Below are 21,244 nucleotides of genomic sequence, written 5' to 3'. Positions count from 1 at the left end.
AACTTTAAAAACTATGAGTTTAATTACTATCAAAACATCAAACATTGAGGCGGATTTATCAATATTAAAAAGCCGATTAGAATCAGAGGGAATTAAATGTTTCTTAAAAAATGAGCTATCAACTCAAATCATGAATTATGTGCCAACATTAGAAATGGAACTTCAAGTAGAATCTTATGAGCTAGAAAGAGTTAAAAAAATAATAAGTGAAATAGACCATCAATAAAAAACCTTAAACTGTATAAATACTCAACTATTAAAAAAAACATAAAATAGTATATTTAATTCTTTTACAAACACTCTTAAAAATCAACATGAAAAAAACTATCCTTTTATCAGTAACCTTTTTATTATTTCATTCTTTTGTCTTTAGTCAGGATTACTTAGAAAAAATCGTTTTAAAATCTTGTGAATGCTCTGATAGTATTTCAGACACCCTAAGTACTGATCAATACAACCTTAAAATAGGTGTATGTATGATTAACAGTGCAGCTCCTTATGCCAAACAATTAAAAAAAGACCATGGAATTGACTTTGATAATTTAAGTATTGATGGTGAAAAATTAGGAAATTTAATTGGAACAAAAATGGCTACGTCTTGTCCTGATATATTATTAAAAATTAATGATCAAATGCAAAAAAAAGAACCAAATAAATCTGCAAAACTTACATTTGAGGGGACAGTAACAAACATAGACGACAACAAGTTTATTGAATTTTCAGTAAAAGACAACACTGGAAAAACCATTAAATTCTATTGGTTTACTTTTATAAAATCTACGACTGATTTGATTGATAACTACTCTCAATTACAAGATAAAAACATAAAAATAGCTTATGTAACTCAAGAATTTTTTGATGCAAGAATTAAAGAATATAGAAAATTTAATATTGTTACTGAATTAGACTTGGTTAAGAACGAATAGGTCTGTAACTATTCCAAACAAAAACGTATAACACTACAACTCCTTTAAGAAACTTCTTAAGGGAGTTTTTTTGTTTTATAAACCACTTAATCTTAAAAAAAGAAGCGTTGCTCTCAGTAAACTGCAACGTTTCAGTTTAAAAAGAGGAACGTTTCAGTTTAAAAAGAGCAACGTTGCTCTTAATCAAGAGCAACGTACCAATAAAAAAAAGGAACGTTTCTTTTTTTTGCATGCCCTTTTTTACAAAAAATAAGACCTCAAAAGCATCTTCTTATGAGATATTTTTTTTTAAAACACGTAACCAAGAAAAATACCAAAACATAAGACTTTGGTTATTTGTTAAAAACTTTTAACCGTTGTGAATAAGTTAGTCTATGATTCATGGTTTAATATCTGTAGATTTATAAAAATATACTTTTCTGGAAACCCTGTTTTATTAAAGGTTGGGATATTCGGAAGTTAGGTGTAATTTGAAAAATAATTCTGAAATTTAATGATTGACATAGAAACAATATTTGCACAAGTTTTATTTAAAAACCTAATAGATAAAGGTATCAAAGGAGTTGACTCTTTCTTTGATAAGCAACTAGTAAATATTAACTCTAAAGCAAAAAAGCAGTTAAAAACAGAAGAATTTAACTTTTTCAAAGAAAATTATGACCTCGATATTTCTGAATCTACCGTCATTACACATGTCAAAAATAATTTAAATGCTGCTATAACTTGGTCTAATGAAATTAACTTTAGTACTGCTATATCTTCCAAAGAATTGAAAAATATTTTCGTAGATATAGATTTATATCTATCCCCTTTAAAAACACGTTTTGATATAGATGAGGAAACGAATAAAATAAGTAGCAAAAAAATTTTAAAAGAATTTCAAAAAAACAAAATAGTTTATGGAGGAGCTGGTGCTGGCAAAACAACTTTGATTAAAAAGGTATTTAACGATTACCTAGCAAACCATAAAGAATTCGATTTTTCCTTCCCATTAGTTATTAGATTTAGAGAATTGGATTATGAAAATCATATCAATAAAAAATCATTTGGACTATTCAAAATATTGGTTGATTTACTTGGAATACATATAAAATTTCCGGCAGAATATCTTGAGGATTTTGGATTTGAATACTATAATCTGCTTAAAAATACTGTTATATCATTCTTCAATGAGAGTAAAGTACTTCTTATTGCAGATGGGTTCGATGAAATTCCTGATTCTAAATTAAAATCTAGAATTGAAAAGGAATTTCAAGAACTATCCTTAAACCTTGTTGACTCAAAATTTATTTTAACGTCAAGAAGTAATGATTTTTTATTGCAATTAACTAACACGAACACCTATGAAATCTGTCCTTTAAATGACCGACAAATAAAATCACTAATTGAAAAATGGATTACAAATAGAAAAAAATCTAAAGACCTATTTGAGAAAATCAAAGATTCACCATATTATGACACTACAATGAGACCTTTAACACTGTCTCATTTATGCGCTATTTATGAGAGAAAAAAAACTATTCCGCCAAAACCAAGGTATATTTATGATTTTGTTTTAAACCTTTTGTTGGAGGCTTGGGATCAACAAAGAAGTATTGTACGACCATCAAAATATGCTGATTTTTATATTGAAAAGAAAAAAGAATTTTTAGCTCATTTATCATATTGGCTTTCATTTCATTTGGGTAAAAATGTATTCAGTAGTGATGATATTCGTAAATGTTATAACAAAATTCATAAAAGCCATAACTTGCCTAGTTCCCAAGCAAAAAAAGTCGTAACTGAATTAGAAAACCATACTGGTGTTTTTGTTCAAACGGGTTATAATTCTTATCAATTTTCACATAAGTCATTACAAGAATTTTTAACAGCAAAATATTTGAGTGCTTCACCAAGAATTCCCGAAGTAAAGGTGTTAAAAAACTTACCAAATGAAACAGCAATATTAATGTGTTTATCAACACATCCTAATTATTATTTTGAAGTTTTAAATAAAAATTTTAAACAATTTGACGAGCATTTTTGGAGTGTTTTTTTTAATAGACTCATAGAAGAAAAACCAGACTTTGATGAAAGTCCTGGAGCTATCATTTTCTTTTTAAATAATATATGGCATCAAAGAGATTTAGTTTTCAAAAAAGCATTTCTTAAATTGTTAGAATCGACTAATTTAATAATTGGATTCAAGGATTTTTTTAAATTCTACGATGCAAATGGAACGTTTGACGAATGTTCATCATATATATACAATAATATAAAAATTCCATTATCAGAAAGGAATTATTACCCAACTCAAATTCATATTGATAATGATGTATCTGAAATAATAAAAAACTACACCTAACAACGTATATAAAAAATAGCGGTTTAATCGCTTAATCGAAATAAAATGAACAAATTAAAGGTCAATTATAATCTGAAAAAGTTAGCTTATAAAAATCCGCTACTTTTCATATACAAACACGTTCCTACATACTGAAAATCAAACTTATGAACAAAATTGCAATATTATTATTAATGTTCATTTCAATCAATTCAATTGGACAAAACCTAGCTGAATGTGGAATCGATAATAATCCGAAATTCACTCAAACAGAATCTAATTTTCTAAACGAGTATATGAACGATGTCCAAAGAAAAGATTTTGATTTTACTGGAAAAAAAGTACTTTTTATCACTGGAGTTAGTGGAAAAACAATTGGAACTAAATCTAACTATTTTGACTATATCAAAGAATGGAATAAAAACGGAAATAAAATCGCAACTTGGGTTGTTGAACTGAATACAAAACAAATTGAAAAAAATTCATTCTGCGGGTTACGATGTTATAGTTACATATTGGGTTAAAAAACTGAGCAATAGACAAAAAAATATTATAAACGAATTATTACAATCAAAATAAAGCCTTAAGACTTCATCGCATATCATTCATTGCCTACTTCATAAAAACCTTTCGGATATTTTGTTCGGTAATATTTATTAATTTTAGTGCATAAAACACGTAACAACCCCTAAGCAAAAATTCCTCTAGCACCGAAACAAGACTCTCGAAAAATAAAGAAAATGACTCAATCTGAACTCATCATTTTAAATTTTACAGAAATAAGGAGAAGAAGTATAAAACTTTGGAATGGGTTGCCTGTAAAATATTATAATTGGAAACCTGACGATAAAGCAATGACTGCCATAGAAATTGTAAGACACGTTTTAGAAGCCGATTATGGATGGAATATGATCATTAATCATGAGGACATGACCCAGTATAAAACTCCTTGGGAAAATAGACCCTTTATAAGTGTGGCAGACGAACTTGAATTTGCTGCCCCCTATAGAAAAACATTTTTAGAAAGTGTTAAACAATTTTCAGATATCGCATTAAAAGAAACCGAAATCATTCACCCTGGAAATGGAGATCAAAAAAACCTAGGAGAATATTTATTACGAATTGGATATCACGAATCTGTACACGCTGGACAATTTCTTTCATATTTAAGAGCCATGAAAATTAATAGACCCCAAATATGGGATTAAAAATACTACAACGAACCCTAGTTCTGTACTACCCTAAAGTTTTGTGTATATTTAGCGGGTTGCCAAATCCTTTTTGATTTAGCTTTTGACGAAAATGAAAAAATATTTAGAAACATTTAATATCCTTACCAAGGATGAAATTGATTTTTTTGAAAAAAAAGTAGTTCGTAAAAAACTAAAAAAAGGAGAATTTTTCATCAAAGAAGGTCAAACTTGCAAAGAAGTAGGGTTTGTCGTTTCTGGATTATTTAGATCATTTTATCATTCCTCTACAGAAGAAGAAGTTACCTATTGTTTTACCTTTTCTAATTCGTTTGTGAGTGCCTATTCTTCATTTTTGTCTCAAAATAAAACGGTAGAAAACATCCAAGCTTTAACCGATACTGAAATTTTAACAATATCCAAAGATCAGCTTTTAAAATTAGAACAATCAAGTACTAATTGGTTAACGTTTTTAAAAATGATGGCTGAGCAAGAATACATCAAATTGGAAAAAAGAATTTTTATGTTACAAAGAGAAAGTGCTGAAAAACGTTATCTCGATTTATTGACCAATCAACCAGAATATTTACAGCTCATCCCTCTTCATTTTCTTTCTTCATATTTGGGGATTACTCAAAGACATTTGAGTCGAATAAGAAAGTCCATTTCAAATTAGACAAATGTCCTTTTAAAGAAATTTAATAGTGTAGTTCTTTGTAAAAAAATAGAACAAACATGAAACAAGTACTCATCATAAATGGACATCCTGACAAAGAGAGTTTTAACAATGCTTTATCCGAAGCTTATGTAAAAGGAGTCAGTAATACACAGGCGACAATAACTCAAATGAACATTTCTGAATTAGAATTTAATCCTAATTTAAAATTTGGGTATCGAAAAAGAATGGAATTAGAACCCGATTTGGTTGAAGCCATTGATAAGATAAAAAATGCAGATCATATAGTATGGGTTTTTCCAATGTGGTGGTATGGTTATCCTGCATTAATGAAAGGATTTATAGACAGAACATTTTTACCTGGAATCACTTATCAGCCAATTGAGGGAAAACCATTGCCTAAAAAGCTCTTAAAAGGAAAATCGGCACGTTTAATTATTACGGCTGACACCCCAAAATGGTATGATTATTTAATCATGAAAAGCCCAACTATCAATCAATTTAAAAAAGGGACTTTGCAATTTTGCGGCATCAATCCTGTTAAAGTAACTTATATTTCACCCATTAAAAATTCAAGCCCTGATTTTAGAAAAAAGTGGTTGGATAAAATATTCAACTTAGGAAAAAAAATAAAGTAAACACCCTAAATATTTTGCAACAATAAACAATGGTTTTGAACACTTATCCAAACCGTTTTTTAGTAGTATTCTTTACTTTTGCCACTCTTTATACAAAGTGGTTAACAACAGTAACATTATGAAAATATTAAATATTATTTTAACGGTAGGTATTTTAATTTCTTGTCATCAAAAAAACAATACAAAAGAAATACTGAAGTCCGAATTTCAATCAATAATAAACTCAAATCATGTAGAAGGTTCCATACTGATTTATGATGCACAAAAAGATGTGTTTTACTCAAATAACTTTGATTGGGCTAAAACAGGTCGTTTGCCTGCTTCTACCTATAAAATTCCGCACTCTATAATTGCTTTAGAAACTAAAGTTGTAGAAAATGACAGTACATTATTTAAATGGAATGGAGAAAAAAGAGCTTATAAAATTTGGGAGCAAGATTTAATGTTAAGAGATGCTTTTCAATACTCCTGCGTTCCGTGTTACCAAGAAATTGCCAATAAAATTGGAGAAAAAAGAATGAATGAATATCTCAAAAAATTACAATTTGGAGAGATGAATGTTACTTCTAAAAATTTAGACGTATTCTGGCTAGAAGGAACCTCAAAAATCAATCAATTTCAACAAATAGATTTTTTAAAACGTCTGGTGAATTCTGAATTAAAAATTTCTAAAAGGACAGAAGAAATTCTAAAAAGAATCTCTTTTATTGAAGACAACAAAAAATATAAATTATACGGAAAAACTGGATTATCTATTAGAAACGGAAACTACAATGGTTGGTTTGTAGGTTATGTAGAAACAAAAAACAACACTTACTTTTTCGCTACTAATATTGAACCTAATGAAAACACAAACAAAGAATTATTTCCTAAACTAAGAAAAGAATTAACACTTAAAGCTTTGGAATTTATAAAATAAAACGCAACATAAATAAGTTAAATTGATCTGCAAAGACCGTCATCAAAAAATTTAACCTTTTAGAAAGAGCAATTATAACAGAACTAACATTTAGACTTTTATAACTATTTTTACAAGAAAAACATGAAAAAGCTCCCTAAAGAAGTATACATCGAAGTGGTAAAAAACACGCCTTTGGTTTCCATAGATTTAATTATTGAAGATATTGAGGGAAATATATTATTGGGGTACCGCTTGAATAGTCCAGCAAAACACACTTGGTTTGTTCCTGGAGGTGTGATTAGAAAAAACGAACCTTTTACCGAGGCTTTTCAACGCATATCTGAAGCCGAATTGGGGTTTAAAATTCAATTACACGAAGCTACTTTTGTAGGGGTTTACGAGCACCTATACCCTACCAACTATGCAGAGCTTGAAGGTTTTGGTACCCATTATATTGTGAATGCTTTTCATGTGACCTTAAAGCAAAAAAACATCGAACTCCCAAAAGCACAACATTCTGAATATTGGTGGGCTAGCAAACAAGAATTGTTAGCACATGCAAAAGTGCATAACAATACCAAAAATTACTTTAACGGACACAAAGCCTTTAGTCAAACCTAATTTGATCGTTTTGCATTTGTGTAGTATCTTAAAATTAGTCCTTACCTCTCTTACCTTCCGATACGAACGCTTATACTGAACCATTATATTTTACTATGGGCAATATTTTAACTAAAAAGCGCATACTATTTAATGCCTGAAGTTTTAAAAGCTAAACTTTAAAACACCTCAAAAGTTTATGATTTTATTATTTTTCAACTTATAAGAAATCTAGTAAATGAAAACAAACTATTATTAATGTAACTGCTTAGAGAGAAATAAACTAGCTTGATAAAAAATAAATTTCTAAGAAAATTTAGGAACTTGGAAGTTGCTCACAGTATTAAAAAAACTCAAACAAAAATGACCGAATTTAAAAGTAAATATATTACCATATAAATATTATTTCGTTTCTTTAAACAAAAATATAACAATGAATTTTTCATATATAAAACGTATTCTTTATATATCCCTTACCCTTTTATTAAATAAAATATCATATTCACAAAATGAGTCTTTTTTGATGACACAAATTGGCTCAGACTTTTTACTAAACAAACCTTTTGATTTACACTATGGTCCAGATGATTATTTATGGGTTACAGAAAAAAATGGGGTTGTTGTTAGAATAAATCCAATAAATGGTCAAAGAGACGAGTTGATTACACTCTCTGACATATCTTTTGGTGGTAACCAAGATGGGCTTTTAGGAATGGCTTTTCATAACGAGTTTAAAACAGGAAGCCCATATGTTTATTTATCCTACACTCACAAAGTTTCTGGACAAAACAAACAAAAATTAGTCCGATACACTTACAATATAAATCAAGATAATGGTTATTTATCTTCCCCCTTAGTCATTTTTGACAACCTTCCTTCCTCTGATGACCATCAATCTGGACGTTTGATTTTTGGACCTGACAAAAAACTTTATCATACCATTGGAGATCAAGCCGTAAAGGTTTGTGCTAGTAACTTAGCACAATTTTTACCTACTCAAGAAGAAATAAATCAACAGAACTGGCAAAATTATCCAGGTAAAATTTTAAGACTTAACTTGGACGGCTCTATTCCAGAAGATAACCCTATCCTTAACGGTGTTAAAAGTCATGTTTATTCTTATGGACACAGAAACCCTCAAGGACTTGTTTATGGAAGTAATGGAATATTATATTCAGATGAACACGGCCCAAGTTCTGATGATGAAATAAATATTATCAATTCTGGAAAAAATTATGGCTGGCCATATGTTGCTGGATTAAAAGACAATTTAGTCTATGATTCTGATGGTTGTCATGCTAATGAAACCTCTTTTACAGAAGCTAATTATCAAGATCCTATTATTTCTTTATTCCCACCAAACTCAGAAAAAGACCCTAACTGTACCAATTCTTGGATGTGCCGACCTAATATAGCTCCTTCTAGTATTGCTTTCTATAAAGGAGAAGGAATCCCTAATTGGAAAAATTCTTTACTAATTACCAGTTTAAAAAGAGGAAAAATATACAGGGTACAATTAAACGAAGAAGGGACTAGTGTTATTGGAAATCCGACGGCATACTTTTACACAACAAACAGATACAGAGACATCGCTATAGATCCTGATGGAAAATCTATTTATGTCATCACTGATGAATCTGGAAAAACAGCAGATGAATCTGGAATGAATATTGAAACAACCTTGCAACACCCTGGAGCAATATTAAAATTCACTTACCAAGAATCTATGTCTGTGAATCAAATAGAAAACGATCATTTTTTAAAAATTTGGCAGCACGCTACCCAACGTGTTCTTTATATTGATATAAAGGACGGAAACAACCATGACTTTAATGCTGAATTAATAAATTCAATGGGGCAAGTTGTAATGAGATTTTCCAATTTAGAAATGGGAATAAATCAAAGACAAATAGAAGGAATTACCCCTGGATTTTATATTTTAAATCTTAAAGAGAAAAATAATTTCTGGAAAAAACGTGTCTTTCTGCACTAATTAAATATAAAAACCTATTCATTTATTCTTCCATATTTTCAATTGCTACATGCGCTATGGCATCTCCTTGATTGACAATAGGAGAATGGTTTAAACAAATAATATAACCTGATACTGGAGATTTTATTTTTTTTTCAAAAAAACCATAAGGATCGGTAATCAAGCCTATGACTTCTCCTTTTTCTATAGGCTCTCCATTAATTACCAAAGACCTATACATTCCTGAGGCATTGGCTCTAATCCATTTAGATTCATTAAAAACCACCTGCTCCTTTTCTTCTTTAAAAGGCGTATGTGCTTCTGGAAAACTTTTCACTCCCAAAGCATCTAACACATTTAAAACACCTGTGACTCCAACCTCTGTAACTTTAGGATTGATGTTTAAGGATTTTCCTCCTTCAAACAACAATACTTTTTTACCACAAGCTACTGCCGAGGCTCTGTATGATTTTTCTCTTTCTGAAGAATACTTGACAAACTTAGCTCCAAATATTTTAGCCAAATTAAAAGTGTATGGATCATCATCTGAAATTCTTATTTGAGGATAATTAAATCGGTAATCTCCTCCTGTGTGAAAATCAATACAATAATCTACATGATCCACTATTTCATTCATAAAAAAATGAGCAAACTTACTCGCCAAAGAGCCATTTTTTGCTCCTGGAAAACTCCTGTTTAAATCTTTACCGTCCGGAAACTCTCTGGTTTTAATTAAAAAACCAAAAACATTTACTACGGGAACACAAATAATAATTCCTGCATCTGGAATGTTGTATTTATTTGCCACTATTTGTCTAACAATTTCTACTCCATTCACTTCATCACCATGAATCCCCGCACTCAATAAAACACAAGGACCATCTACTTTGGCCCTACTGATAATAATAGGCACCTCTACTTTTGTTCGTGTATGTAAACGAGCTATATCTGTTTTTATCTGATACGTTATACCAGGTAAAATTTTCTCTCCAAGGATGGTAATCTTTTTAGGCATGGATTAGGATACGTTATCTATTATATTATTTTTTCTTCTTTTTCTTTATTGGTTTGTCTGTTGCTAACAAATCAGCTGTTTTGTTTTCTAGTAAATAATTGGCTAAAATTTTATCAACCAACTCTTCTTTGGTTAAATGATGAAATACATTTTTTACCGCTGCTTTTACCTCCTCAGAAACTGCTCTATTGGGTTTGGTTTTAAATATCTTTTTTGCCCAGAGAATTGTATTATTTTCTTCAATGCTCACTGCATTGGGTTTGGTGTAAGTATGTAAATCAATTTCATACTCTTCTCCTAAAAACTTCATTTTTTCAACTTCATCGGCTTGTAATACGGCTAAAGACATTCCCTTTGCTCCTGCTCTAGCTGTTCTACCACTACGGTGAATATACGTTTCCATGGCATCTGGTAAATGGTAATGAACTACGTACGATACATTTTTAATATCAATTCCTCTCGCTGCAACATCTGTCGCTACCAAAGTATTGATATACCCTTCACGGAATTGCTCCATTATTCTGTCACGAATTCCTTGTGTTAAACTCCCGTGAATGGCTCCCGAAGAAATTTTATTGATGGCTAAATTCTTTGCCAACTTATTAACTGCTGCTTTGGTTTTACAAAATATAATTCCCTGTTCTCCTTCTTTACTAGACAAAAAGTGCAATAACACGTTTAGTTTTTCTATAGGTTCTACCACTACATAATGATGAGCTACATCTTTATGAGCCGTATAATTGGTTTCAGCACCAACTTGTGTTACATGTTTAGACAAATAATTCTGAACCAATTGTTTTACCGAACCTGGTAAAGTTGCCGAGAATAAAAAAGTTCTTTTTTGCTTAGGCATTACCTCCACAATTTTATCCAACCCTTCTTTTAAAGACAATACCATTTCATCGGCCTCATCTAACACAAAATATTTTACTTGTTTTAAGTCAATTTTTCCTCTCTGAATCAAATCAATCAAACGACCTGGAGTGGCTACTACCACATGGGTAGTTTGCTGTAAAATTTCTATTTGAGGTTTTACAGAAGTTCCTCCACAAACCTCAGCAATAAACAGTCCAGAAATGTCTGCACCAAAATCTGTTAAATTGTTATGAATTTGTTTTCCCAATTCTCTGGTCGGAGCTAAAATAACGACTTGAATAGATTCGATTGAAACATCCACCATTTGTAACAAGGGCAATCCAAAAGCAGCTGTTTTACCTGTACCTGTATTAGCCAGTCCTACAAAATCATCCTTTTGATTTAAAATTACGGGAATGGATTGTATTTGAATTTCTGTAGGTTCTGTAATTCCTAAACCTTCCAAAGTATTGATAAGTGTAGATGATAACCCTAAATCTGAAAACAGCTTTGTCATAAAAAATAATTTGAGCAAAGGTATGAAACTCTCCGTCTTAATAATCGCTTAGGAATAAATCATATTTATTTAAAGTTTCCCTAACACAGCATGATGTATTTTTTCATCAAATAAAATTGAATAGATTCTAAAAGGAAGTACTTTAGAGCATTCTCTATCCACCAAAAGCTCCTAGAAAAAAAGCTGACTTTAAATATTGATAATCAATATTTTAAAAAAACAAATCAATGATATTATATATTAAATACATGGTAAGCCTTCGCTGTAAAATAATGGTGAAAGAAGAATTAAAAAAATTAGGAATTTCTTATCATGCTGTAGATCTTGGTTTGGTAGAAATTCAAAAAGACATTACTAAAGAACAACACGATCAGTTAAAAATAAACCTGCGAAAATCAGGCTTAGAATTACTAGATAACAAAAGAAGTATTTTGGTAGAAAGCATCAAAAACATCATCACCAAAATGATTCATTATTCAGATGAAATTCCATTGGTCAACAATTCTGATTATATCAGTGAAAAACTTGGATATGATTACACCTATTTATCTAATGTTTTTTCCGAAGTAAAAGGCATTACCATTCAGCATTTTATCATCTTGAATAAAATTGAAAAAGTTAAAGAACTCTTGCTTTATAACGAGTTATCTCTTACAGAAATATCCTTACTCCTTCACTACAGCAGTGTAGCACATTTGTCCAATCAGTTTAAAAAAATTACAGGATTAACGCCTACTTTTTATAAAGGCATTGCCAAAAAACGTAGAATGAACTTAGAAAAAGTGTGATTTATGTAAATTATTCTGATTTGTATGTAACAACAAAGACCTAAAGCCATCGTACCTTATCTAGGTTGAGAAAATTCATTCCCAACATAAACAAATCAATATGACATATAAATACACAATGATAAGTGCGGCATTGGTATTCGCTGTAATGCTTTCTGGATGTTCTAAAGATGAAGATGTTACAAAAGATGACAAAATTAACATTCCTATTCAAACTATAACTCAAACAACTATTAATATGCAATCTGCTGCTAATTTTACCATTCTTGCAGGTTCATTAATTTCAAATGTTCCGACTTCTGCCGTTACAGGTAACATTGGGTTGAGTCCGGCTGCAGGTAGTTATATTAGTGGGTTTGGTGACAATGAAATTACAGGAACGGTTTATACTTCTGATGCTTCTGGACCTGCTGGTTCAGTGCCCGATGCAACCACCCTTACGGCTGCTAAAGGAGATTTAACCATTGCCTATAATGATGCTGCAGGACGTACCTCAACTGATGTGGTACTTTTGGCGGGCAATATTGGTGGTCTAACATTAAGTCCTGGTTTATATAAATCTAGTGGTTCTTTAGAAATTTCTTCAGGGGATTTGACTTTTGATGCTAAAGGAAATGCAAACGCAGTATTCATCATTCAGATCGCCTCTACGTTGAATATGACTTCTGGTCGTCGAATGATTCTTTCGGGGGGTGCGTTGGCTTCTAACATCTTTTGGCAAGTTGGAACTTCAGCAACCTTAGGGAGCACTGCAGTCTTTAAAGGAACTATTTTGGCAGATCAATCTATTTCGTTAAACACTGGAGCCACTGTTAATGGTAGGTTATTGGCAAGAATTGCTGCCGTTACTTTAGAAGGTAGCACAGTAACACAACCTTAGTTTTAAGGTTTTATCATCCATGAAAAAGCGTTTAGTTGTTCAACTAGACGCTTTTTTTATTAATATTTATTCCGTACATTTATATCGTAAACGATATAATCTTAAAAGATACTTATGAAAACAAATAACATTCAAAATTTAATGAGAATATTCTTAGGTGGTTTGATGACCTTAGCGGGTATTGGACACTTAACTTTTCAAAGACAAGAGTTTCAAGCTCAAGTTCCTAGATGGCTTCCTAGCAGTCCTGAATTCATGGACTTTGTAGTTATATCCTCGGGGATATTAGAAATAGCTCTTGGCTTGGCTTTGATTTTTTGGATTAAAAACAAAGTGAAAATCGGAATTGGTTTGGCCATTTTTTATGTTCTAATTTTTCCTGGAAATATTTCACAGTACACCAACGGGATTGATGCTTTTGGGTTAGACACTGATAGAAAAAGACTCATCAGATTGTTTTTTCAACCTGTTTTAATCATGTGGGTACTTTGGTCTACAGGAGCCTTTAAATATTTATTAAACCTTAAGAAAAAATAAAATGAATTTTTACAATTTAAAAGCAACGTTATTAAACGGTGAAACTGTTTCCATGGAACAGTACAAAGGAAAAACCATTATAATAGTAAACACCGCTAGTAAATGTGGGCTAACCCCTCAATACGAAGGACTGGAAAATTTATATCAGAAATACAAAGAACAGGGATTGATTATTTTAGGATTTCCTTGTAATCAATTCGGAAAACAAGAATCTGGAAGTTCAGAGGATATTCAAGAATTTTGTCAAATTAATTATGGGGTTAGTTTTCCTATGTTTGAGAAAATTGAAGTGAATGGAACTAACACGCATCCTATTTTTAAATTTTTAAAGTCAAAATTAGGAGGATGCTTTGGCAGCAAAATTAAATGGAACTTTACCAAGTTTATTGTTGATAAAAACGGAAAGCCCGTCAAACGTTTTGCACCCATTACCAAGCCTGAGAAAATGGAAAAGTTGATTACAAAAATTCTTTAAGGATGGATGAAAATTATGAAAATCTACATCTTGAAAATCAATTATGTTTTCCTCTTTATGCAGTTTCACGACTCACCACAAAAATGTATGGGCCCTATTTAGAGGAACTAGATATTACTTATCCTCAATATCTTGTTTTATTGGTTTTGTGGCAATACAAAGAACAGAGTGTAAGCAATATTGGTCAAAAACTTTTATTAGAATCTAACACTTTAACTCCCCTATTAAAAAGATTAGAACAAAAAAAACTTATTTTAAGAAAACGTTCTGTTAAAGATGAAAGAACCGTATTGATATCACTTACTAAAGAAGGAGAAAACCTAAAACAAAAAGCAGTTTGTATTCCTGAAAAGATTATACAATCATTTAAAACAGATACAATTTCGTTATCGGAAGCTATCGAGTTTCAGAAAACACTAATTAAATTAATGGAAGGGTTAAAAGAAAAACTATAATTGAGAAAATAGTGACAACAAAAAAACAGCCTTTTTTAAGGCTGTTTTTTTGTTGTATAGATAATGATTGTTAAATCTTTCCTTGATAAGTGTACAGATCATAATAACGCCCTTGAGAAGCTATTAATTCATCATGCGTACCACGTTCTGCAATTTGCCCTCCTTCTATTACTAATATTTGATCTGCTTTTCTAATAGTACTCAAACGGTGTGCAATGACAATAGTTGTTCTATTTTTGGTTAATTGTGCCAAACTTTTTTGGATCAATACTTCACTTTCTGTATCTAAATTAGAAGTCGCTTCATCTAAAATAATAATTTTAGGATCTGCTAAAATAGCCCTAGCAATGGCAATACGCTGTCTTTGTCCACCCGACAACTTCACCCCTCTTTCTCCGATCAAAGTATCCAATCCATCTTCAAATCTATCTGTGAATTCATTTACATAAGCGGCACTTACGGCATTTTGTAATTGTTCCTCAGTCGCATTGGGTCTGGGAAACATAATGTTTTCTTTTATCGTTCCCTCAAACAAAAACTCATCTTGTAAAACCACTCCTAAATGCTTTCTAAAACTATTTAATTTTACTTTAGACAAGTCATGACCATCAATGGTAATCGTCCCTGATTTTGGGTTTAAAAAAGTAGCTGATAAACCTGCAATGGTAGATTTTCCAGAACCTGAACTACCTACTAAGGCAATCACAGAACCCGAAGCTGCTTTAAAACTAATGTTGTTTAACACATTTTTATTTTCTTCATAAGCAAAAGAGACGTCTTTAAACTCGATGTCTCCTTTAAAATAGTTGATGACCTCTGTTCTATTTTCATCTTCATCTTCAGCTTGCATATTCATCAACTCTTCCGTTCTATCCAAACCTGCCAAAGCTTCGGTTAACTGACTCCCAATATTACTCATCTGTACAATGGGAGCAATCATAAATCCTAATAATAAAGTAAATGATAAAAAGTCTCCAATGGTTAATTCGCCTTGAATGATTTTATAACCACCAATCCCCATAATTCCAGTAGAAGCAATTCCTAATAAAAAAGTAGAAGTACTAGTCATTAAAGCCGTAGCCGTTAAACTCTTTTTTACATTTTGAAACATCAAATCAACACCTTTTTCAAACACTTTATTTTCTTGCTCTTCGGCATTAAAGGCTTTAATAACTCTAACTCCCGCCAAGGTTTCCGTTAAACGACCATTGACATCAGCATTTATTTTTCCTCTTAGTTTAAAAATTGGTCTTATGTAAGCAAAAGCTTTTAGGGCAATAAATCCAAAAATTCCAACGGGAACCAAGACAAAAAGAGTCATGGACCAACTAATTTTAATCAATAAAATCAAAGAAATCACGGCCGTAATAGTTCCTCCCACCAATTGCACCAAACCAGTTCCAATTAAATTACGAACTCCTTCTACATCATTCATAATTCTAGAAACCAAAGCTCCCGATTTGGTGTTGTCAAAAAAACTAATGGGTAAAGACAATACTTTTTTTTGCACTTGTGCTCTTAACTCAGAAATTAAAAACTGAGCTTGTACACTTAATATTTTGGTCAACAAAAAAGACGTAACGGCTTGTACCAATATAGCTCCAGCCACGATTAACAATAAATTTTTAAGCTCCTCAAAATTTTTGTTAGGAATGACCTCATCTAACAAAATCTTTGTTTTCCATGGCAAAACCAAACTTGCCAAACGGCTTAAGACTATTAAAATCAAACCTATAAAAACCAGTTTACGTCTTGGCCAAATAATGCTCTTAAAAGCTGCAGCCATGGTTATTTTAGATTTTTTATTTTTTTTATCAGATGCTTTGTCTTGATATGATTTCATGCTTTGTTATTTTGATGGATAAAGATACTGTTCTAGCTTGTTTTAAATATTGTGTTTTTTATTTAATTAGACATTTTTTTCGTAATTTAAAGAGGTCTTAAAATCATTTAAGTTATGAACACAATCAACAACATTGTAGTTTTTGACGGTAGCCTTGAACTACACAATCCTGATTTAAAAAAGTACGACAGATCTAAAGCTATTTTAGATAGAATTATCAATTATTTAAAAAACAGAGATAAAAAAATCATCCGTTTGATAAATGAAGAAAATGCTACGCTTTACATATACAGATATAGCGGAGAATGGAAAATACAAAATGCCAGTAAGAAACTCATCAATAGAATATTTGGCTAAACATATCTTGATTAATTCATTGGTTTTTTGTATATTAATGAGGAATCTTAAAAAACAAAACCGTTATGAAATTTATTAAAAATGTGATTATCAAATCTAGTGATAGAAGTGTAATGATGCACCGAATGTTAAAAAACAAACGTTCTAAGCTAACACAAAAACTATTAATGATTAATGGATTATTAAGTAGAAAAGATAAAAGTCTTATTCACGATATGAATGAGAAAAATGTATGCATAGAAATTAATTATCCAAATTGCGATTGGAGTATTAAAAATGCAGACAAACAAATGTTGAATAGGATTTTTGGTTAATGATTATATAGGTTTATACAAAAAAAATCCGCTACGTGAATGAAGCGGATTTTTTTTTGTATAAATTTATTTAAATAGAGGAATTAAAGTCCCTTTAACACCTCTCTAAAATCTACTATTTTAAAGTTTTGATTTTTCTTTACTTCTCCATCCATGTTGGTTCCATCTTGAGCAATAAAAAATCCTTTTGGAAAATCTTTGAAACTTACTGAAGTTACATCAATACCATCGGTATCATTAGTACCATCAATCTCTCCATCTACAAGTGTAAAACTCTTGATGTATTGATTAGTCACTCTATCAAACATCGCATAAGAATTGTTTCCTTGAGAAGATAATATTACATACCCTGTATTGTTTTCTTGTTTGTAAAGCGTTACTCCTTCAAAATCATCTTTCATATTTACGTCAGATGTTTTAGCCACCAAAGTTCTATTTTCTTCTAAGTTGTTTGCGTTGTATTTCCACAAAGCCACATCTTCTTCTCCAATATAAACAAATCCTAATTCGTCATCAGCCACCATTCCTTCAGTTTGAGAACCTACAGAAATCGTACTTATCAATGCTCCCACAACTCCATCTTCTTGAGCAATTAATTGCCATTTTTCTACCTCTCCATCTTTTCCAGAAATAAACACATAAGTATTTCCTGAGTTTTGATACATACACAAGCCATACACTTCATTTAAGTTAGATTTTATAGCATCTTTAGCGATATTTTCGAAAGTTCCATCTGCATGTACTCGATGTACTGTAATGGTATTATTGGTTCTATTAGAAGCAGTAACGACAGAAATGGTATCTCCTTTATAATAAAACTGATCTCTTATGTCTACATTGTTTACTTTTCCTACAGGATCATTATTTAACAACTCTCCTTGTAAATTATAAGTACATAAACCTTGTTTTTTATTGGTTCCAATAATTAAAGAAGCATTTACGTCTTTTTGATTGATCCAAATACAAGCATCATCTGCTGCATCCTCTAAGCTCTCTACAGGTGTGGTTTCTCTTACTGCTTGTACCGGAAAAACCAAATTAGCATCTTTTTTTACTGATTGACAAGAAATTACTTGTAACGCAATCAATCCTACTATTAAAATTCTTTTCATATATATAAATACATAAATGCCTATACTAAAATCATATAGGCATTTATGATGTTTTTTAATTAATTAAAAATTATATTTTGCCCCAACATTCCAGTTAAAGTTGTAGTACTCTGCCTGTGCCGTTAAGTCTTTTTTACCTTGGTAATATCTCAATTCTTGATTGGTTAAGTTTTTAAACTCTGTAAACAACCTTAATCCTTTAAAGATTTCATAAGTAGCATTTACATCTAAAAACATTTGAGAATCATAATAAATATCTTCAAAAGCTTCACTTCCATATTCATCAATATAAGCTCCTGCGTAGTTTAAAGATGTTCTTACCGTTAATTTTTTTGTTTCGTACGCTAAAGAAGCATTGAACATATTTTTAACTGCTCCTGCTAAAGCCAATTTAGACCTACCTTCTACACCATCTGCTTCAGAATCTGTATAAGTATAGTTTGCATATACATTTAAGTTCTTTAAGAACTTAGGTAAGAAATCTAATCTTCTTTGTACGGATAACTCTAATCCATAAACCTTTGCTTTGTTTCCATTTCTCGGTTGAGAATATTCAAAAGATTCTCCTGGGAAAGCAGCATCTGTATAATTATCTTCTACATAAGTGAATACAAATTTGTCTATGTTTTTATAAAAAACACCTCCAGAAATAATTCCTACAGACGAGAAATAATGCTCAAACATAAAATCTAAATTGTTAGCATAACTTGCTTCTAAACTTGAATTTCCTTCTTCAAACTCTAAATCTTCAGAATTGATGTTTTGATAAGGAACCAAATCATAATAATTAGGACGAGCGATTGAAGTTGAATAAGCTGCTCTAAAAATAGTATTAGGTTGCAAGTTATATTTAAACTGTAAGTTTGGTAAAAAATTAGTATAATTTTTAGAAGCTTCTATTTTAGTCGCATCATTTACACTTGTTGCTGTGTTAATATCTATTCTATAACCCGTATAATCTAAATCTGTTCTTTCAACTCTAAGTCCTATCAATGCAGATAATTTTGGTGTTAACTTTTGAGTAATCATTCCATAAGCAGCATTAACCGTTTCTTTAGCATTGTAATTTACAGGCACAAACTCTTCTAAAATAGGTTTGGCATCAAATAAGTTGGTGTTTTTTAAATCTAATGAACCTAAAAACTCTTTATCTACAAAGAAACCAGACTTGTATTTGTCTCCTGGTAAAAATCCATTTACGGTTTGATCGCTATAAGCAACATCACTCATATTGTCCATTCCAGAAACTGGCTCATATTCACTATAAGTATTGTCTCTACTCTTCTCTTTATTTTTATAACGATATCCTACTTTTAACGTATTTTCAAAATCTCCTTGTAACATTGGAATTTCTAAATCAAACTTAGCTCCGTAGTTTTCTTCTTGTGTGTATTGATTTTCTTCAGAAATTTCTTTTAATTTTAGTGCGCTTGGATTGTTAAAATCTGTTCCGGTTGGGTTGATTCCTGGAAATCTTGTATCAGATAAGTCTTGAGTCAATTCAACATCTTTTAAACGGTAGCTGATATATCTTTCGTCAGGTCTGGTTTCAGAAGCTTTAGAATAATTTGTCTTCCAATTAAATTTCACAGAGTTAAATAAAATATGCTCTCCAAACAAAGAATACTTTTTAATTTGTTGTTCTTCTAATCTTGCATTTTTCTTAGTTCCTGCTTTGGTTTCTCTCCTCACTTCAGATTCATATACCCCAGGAGTTGTTTCTTCAATATCTTTATATTGTACTCTGTATCTATTTTCCCAGTCTTTTCTATTGTTTAAAACTGTATTAAAGTAAAGTGTGTTGTTGTTGTTTATTTTATAATCTAAATTTAAAGCAACACTCTGTCTTACACGAGTAACATCGTATTTTCTGATGTCTTGAGCAACAACTACAGCTGTATTATTTAGATATTTATCCCATTCAAACTCAATATTGTCAGAACCAAATTCATTAGACTGAATAGAAGTACTTAACACTGCTCCTAATTTGTTATTAAACATTCTCCCGGCAAGTACCGCAGCACCATTGTACATAGGTGTATTTCTTACAGGGTTTTGTCCGTAAGCACCTGTTAAAGTGATTCTAGTTTTTTCTCCTGCTTTTCTAGTAACCAAGTTTACAGAACCACCAATTGCATCTGCTTCCATATCAGAAGTCAATACTTTGTTTACCTCAACAGCTTGTACCATATCCGATGGAATTAAATCCATTTGTACATTTCTATTGTCTCCTTCTGCAGATGGGATTCTTTCTCCGTTTAAGGTAACAGAGTTCAATTGAGGAGCCATTCCTCTAATGATGATATTTCTTGCTTCTCCTTGATCATTCTGAACCGCAATCCCAGGAATTCTTTTTACAGCATCTCCAATATTTGCGTCTGGAAATTTCCCTACTTGATCGGCTGCCACAATATTAGTAATGTTAAAATTAGATTTTTGTTTGTTCAATGCTTTTGCTTGCCCTTTAGAATTACTTCCTTTTAAAACCACTTCATCTAACTCATTCAATGCTGAATCTAATAGAAAGTTTGCTACAACAGTTTTTCCATTCACCTTTACCACTTTTGTTAAGTCTTTACATCCTAGACAGCTAGATTTTAATAGATAATCTCCATTGGCAATTCCTACAAAAGTATAATCTCCATTAAAATCAGTCACTGCCATCATGTTTAGAGATTCTATTTTAATAACAGCTCCTGGAATAGGTAAATTGTTTGGATCTGTAACATGCCCTACAATACTTCCTTTGCTTTGTGCAAAGCTGACCACAGTCATTAATGATGTTAAAATTAAAAGTCTTAGTTTTTTCATTGTTATTGTTTATTATTTTGAGCCGTAAAACTAGACAACAAGAACAACACTGCTGTTTA

General features: G+C 31.1%; 22 protein-coding genes. 17 read left to right on the top strand and 5 right to left on the bottom strand.

The genetic code is table 11. The features are described from left to right. Positions 1 to 13: 13 nt before the first annotated feature. The 10 genes from QVZ41_RS09410 (at position 14) to QVZ41_RS09365 (ending at position 9,247) form a co-directional block, all read left to right on the top strand. Positions 14 to 226, top strand: a complete 213-nt coding sequence (locus QVZ41_RS09410) for a putative signal transducing protein (protein WP_302884317.1) — start codon at positions 14 to 16, stop codon at positions 224 to 226. Positions 227 to 314: 88 nt separating this feature from the next. After that, positions 315 to 926 (top strand): hypothetical protein, encoded by a 612-nt coding sequence (locus QVZ41_RS09405; protein WP_302884316.1) that lies wholly within the window; start codon positions 315 to 317, stop codon positions 924 to 926. A 493-nt stretch (positions 927 to 1,419) separates the two neighbouring features. After that, a complete protein-coding gene (locus QVZ41_RS09400; protein ID WP_302884315.1) occupies positions 1,420 to 3,270 on the top strand; it encodes an NACHT domain-containing protein in 1,851 nt (616 codons plus the stop codon). A gap of 146 nt (positions 3,271 to 3,416) precedes the next feature. Then, on the top strand, positions 3,417 to 3,773 hold the full coding sequence (locus QVZ41_RS09395; protein WP_302884314.1) for a DUF8192 domain-containing protein: 357 nt from the start codon (positions 3,417 to 3,419) through the stop codon (positions 3,771 to 3,773). 216 nt (positions 3,774 to 3,989) lie between these two features. After that, positions 3,990 to 4,457 (top strand): DinB family protein, encoded by a 468-nt coding sequence (locus tag QVZ41_RS09390; protein ID WP_302884313.1) that lies wholly within the window; start codon positions 3,990 to 3,992, stop codon positions 4,455 to 4,457. Positions 4,458 to 4,551: 94 nt separating this feature from the next. After that, positions 4,552 to 5,115 carry a Crp/Fnr family transcriptional regulator gene (locus QVZ41_RS09385; RefSeq protein WP_302884312.1) on the top strand — a complete coding sequence of 188 codons (564 nt, stop codon included), beginning with the start codon at positions 4,552 to 4,554 and terminating at the stop codon, positions 5,113 to 5,115. Positions 5,116 to 5,174: 59 nt separating this feature from the next. After that, positions 5,175 to 5,753 (top strand): NAD(P)H-dependent oxidoreductase, encoded by a 579-nt coding sequence (locus QVZ41_RS09380; RefSeq protein WP_302884311.1) that lies wholly within the window; start codon positions 5,175 to 5,177, stop codon positions 5,751 to 5,753. Between the two features lie 118 nt (positions 5,754 to 5,871). Further along, positions 5,872 to 6,672 (top strand): class D beta-lactamase, encoded by an 801-nt coding sequence (gene blaOXA, locus QVZ41_RS09375; protein WP_302884310.1) that lies wholly within the window; start codon positions 5,872 to 5,874, stop codon positions 6,670 to 6,672. 123 nt (positions 6,673 to 6,795) lie between these two features. Further along, on the top strand, positions 6,796 to 7,275 hold the full coding sequence (locus QVZ41_RS09370) for a GDP-mannose mannosyl hydrolase (RefSeq protein ID WP_302884309.1): 480 nt from the start codon (positions 6,796 to 6,798) through the stop codon (positions 7,273 to 7,275). Between the two features lie 412 nt (positions 7,276 to 7,687). After that, a complete protein-coding gene (locus QVZ41_RS09365; protein WP_302884308.1) occupies positions 7,688 to 9,247 on the top strand; it encodes a PQQ-dependent sugar dehydrogenase in 1,560 nt (519 codons plus the stop codon). A 22-nt stretch (positions 9,248 to 9,269) separates the two neighbouring features. Here the strand turns inward: QVZ41_RS09365 and QVZ41_RS09360 are convergent, their stop codons facing one another. Together QVZ41_RS09360 and QVZ41_RS09355 are read right to left on the bottom strand one after the other, a co-directional pair. Continuing rightward, positions 9,270 to 10,241 (bottom strand): succinylglutamate desuccinylase/aspartoacylase family protein, encoded by a 972-nt coding sequence (locus QVZ41_RS09360; protein ID WP_302884307.1) that lies wholly within the window; start codon positions 10,239 to 10,241, stop codon positions 9,270 to 9,272. A gap of 25 nt (positions 10,242 to 10,266) precedes the next feature. Then, positions 10,267 to 11,613 carry a DEAD/DEAH box helicase gene (locus QVZ41_RS09355; protein WP_302884306.1) on the bottom strand — a complete coding sequence of 449 codons (1,347 nt, stop codon included), beginning with the start codon at positions 11,611 to 11,613 and terminating at the stop codon, positions 10,267 to 10,269. Positions 11,614 to 11,840: 227 nt separating this feature from the next. On the opposite strand from QVZ41_RS09355, the gene QVZ41_RS09350 reads away from it, so the two are divergent. The 5 genes from QVZ41_RS09350 to QVZ41_RS09330 all read left to right on the top strand — a co-directional run bounded on the left by QVZ41_RS09350 (position 11,841) and on the right by QVZ41_RS09330 (position 14,748). Further along, entirely contained in the window at positions 11,841 to 12,401 is a 561-nt protein-coding gene (locus QVZ41_RS09350; protein WP_302884305.1) for a helix-turn-helix domain-containing protein, read from the top strand. 100 nt (positions 12,402 to 12,501) lie between these two features. Then, positions 12,502 to 13,281 (top strand): ice-binding family protein, encoded by a 780-nt coding sequence (locus tag QVZ41_RS09345; protein ID WP_302884304.1) that lies wholly within the window; start codon positions 12,502 to 12,504, stop codon positions 13,279 to 13,281. A 114-nt stretch (positions 13,282 to 13,395) separates the two neighbouring features. Next, on the top strand, positions 13,396 to 13,818 hold the full coding sequence (locus QVZ41_RS09340) for a DoxX family protein (protein ID WP_302884303.1): 423 nt from the start codon (positions 13,396 to 13,398) through the stop codon (positions 13,816 to 13,818). 1 nt (position 13,819) lies between these two features. Further along, a complete protein-coding gene (locus QVZ41_RS09335) occupies positions 13,820 to 14,293 on the top strand; it encodes a glutathione peroxidase (RefSeq protein ID WP_302884302.1) in 474 nt (157 codons plus the stop codon). Positions 14,294 to 14,295: 2 nt separating this feature from the next. After that, positions 14,296 to 14,748 (top strand): MarR family winged helix-turn-helix transcriptional regulator, encoded by a 453-nt coding sequence (locus QVZ41_RS09330; RefSeq protein ID WP_302884301.1) that lies wholly within the window; start codon positions 14,296 to 14,298, stop codon positions 14,746 to 14,748. 70 nt (positions 14,749 to 14,818) lie between these two features. Here QVZ41_RS09330 and QVZ41_RS09325 read toward each other — a convergent pair whose 3' ends face one another. Continuing rightward, entirely contained in the window at positions 14,819 to 16,591 is a 1,773-nt protein-coding gene (locus QVZ41_RS09325; RefSeq protein ID WP_302884300.1) for an ABC transporter ATP-binding protein, read from the bottom strand. 114 nt (positions 16,592 to 16,705) lie between these two features. On the opposite strand from QVZ41_RS09325, the gene QVZ41_RS09320 reads away from it, so the two are divergent. Beyond that, positions 16,706 to 16,948 carry a hypothetical protein gene (locus tag QVZ41_RS09320; protein ID WP_302884299.1) on the top strand — a complete coding sequence of 81 codons (243 nt, stop codon included), beginning with the start codon at positions 16,706 to 16,708 and terminating at the stop codon, positions 16,946 to 16,948. A 65-nt stretch (positions 16,949 to 17,013) separates the two neighbouring features. Further along, positions 17,014 to 17,262 (top strand): hypothetical protein, encoded by a 249-nt coding sequence (locus QVZ41_RS09315; protein ID WP_302884298.1) that lies wholly within the window; start codon positions 17,014 to 17,016, stop codon positions 17,260 to 17,262. A gap of 83 nt (positions 17,263 to 17,345) precedes the next feature. Here the strand turns inward: QVZ41_RS09315 and QVZ41_RS09310 are convergent, their stop codons facing one another. Both QVZ41_RS09310 and QVZ41_RS09305 read right to left on the bottom strand, forming a co-directional pair. Beyond that, positions 17,346 to 18,374: a phytase gene (locus QVZ41_RS09310; protein ID WP_302884297.1), complete on the bottom strand. Its 1,029-nt coding sequence runs from the start codon at positions 18,372 to 18,374 to the stop codon at positions 17,346 to 17,348. 63 nt (positions 18,375 to 18,437) lie between these two features. Then, a complete protein-coding gene (locus QVZ41_RS09305; protein ID WP_302884296.1) occupies positions 18,438 to 21,185 on the bottom strand; it encodes a TonB-dependent receptor in 2,748 nt (915 codons plus the stop codon). Positions 21,186 to 21,244: the final 59 nt, after the last annotated feature.

This window comes from Wenyingzhuangia gilva (genome assembly GCF_030519655.1).
GTDB classification, from domain to species: domain Bacteria; phylum Bacteroidota; class Bacteroidia; order Flavobacteriales; family Flavobacteriaceae; genus Wenyingzhuangia; species Wenyingzhuangia gilva.
The sequence above is the reverse complement of the archived record's forward strand: the minus strand, read 5'-3'. Positions and strand labels throughout refer to the sequence as shown.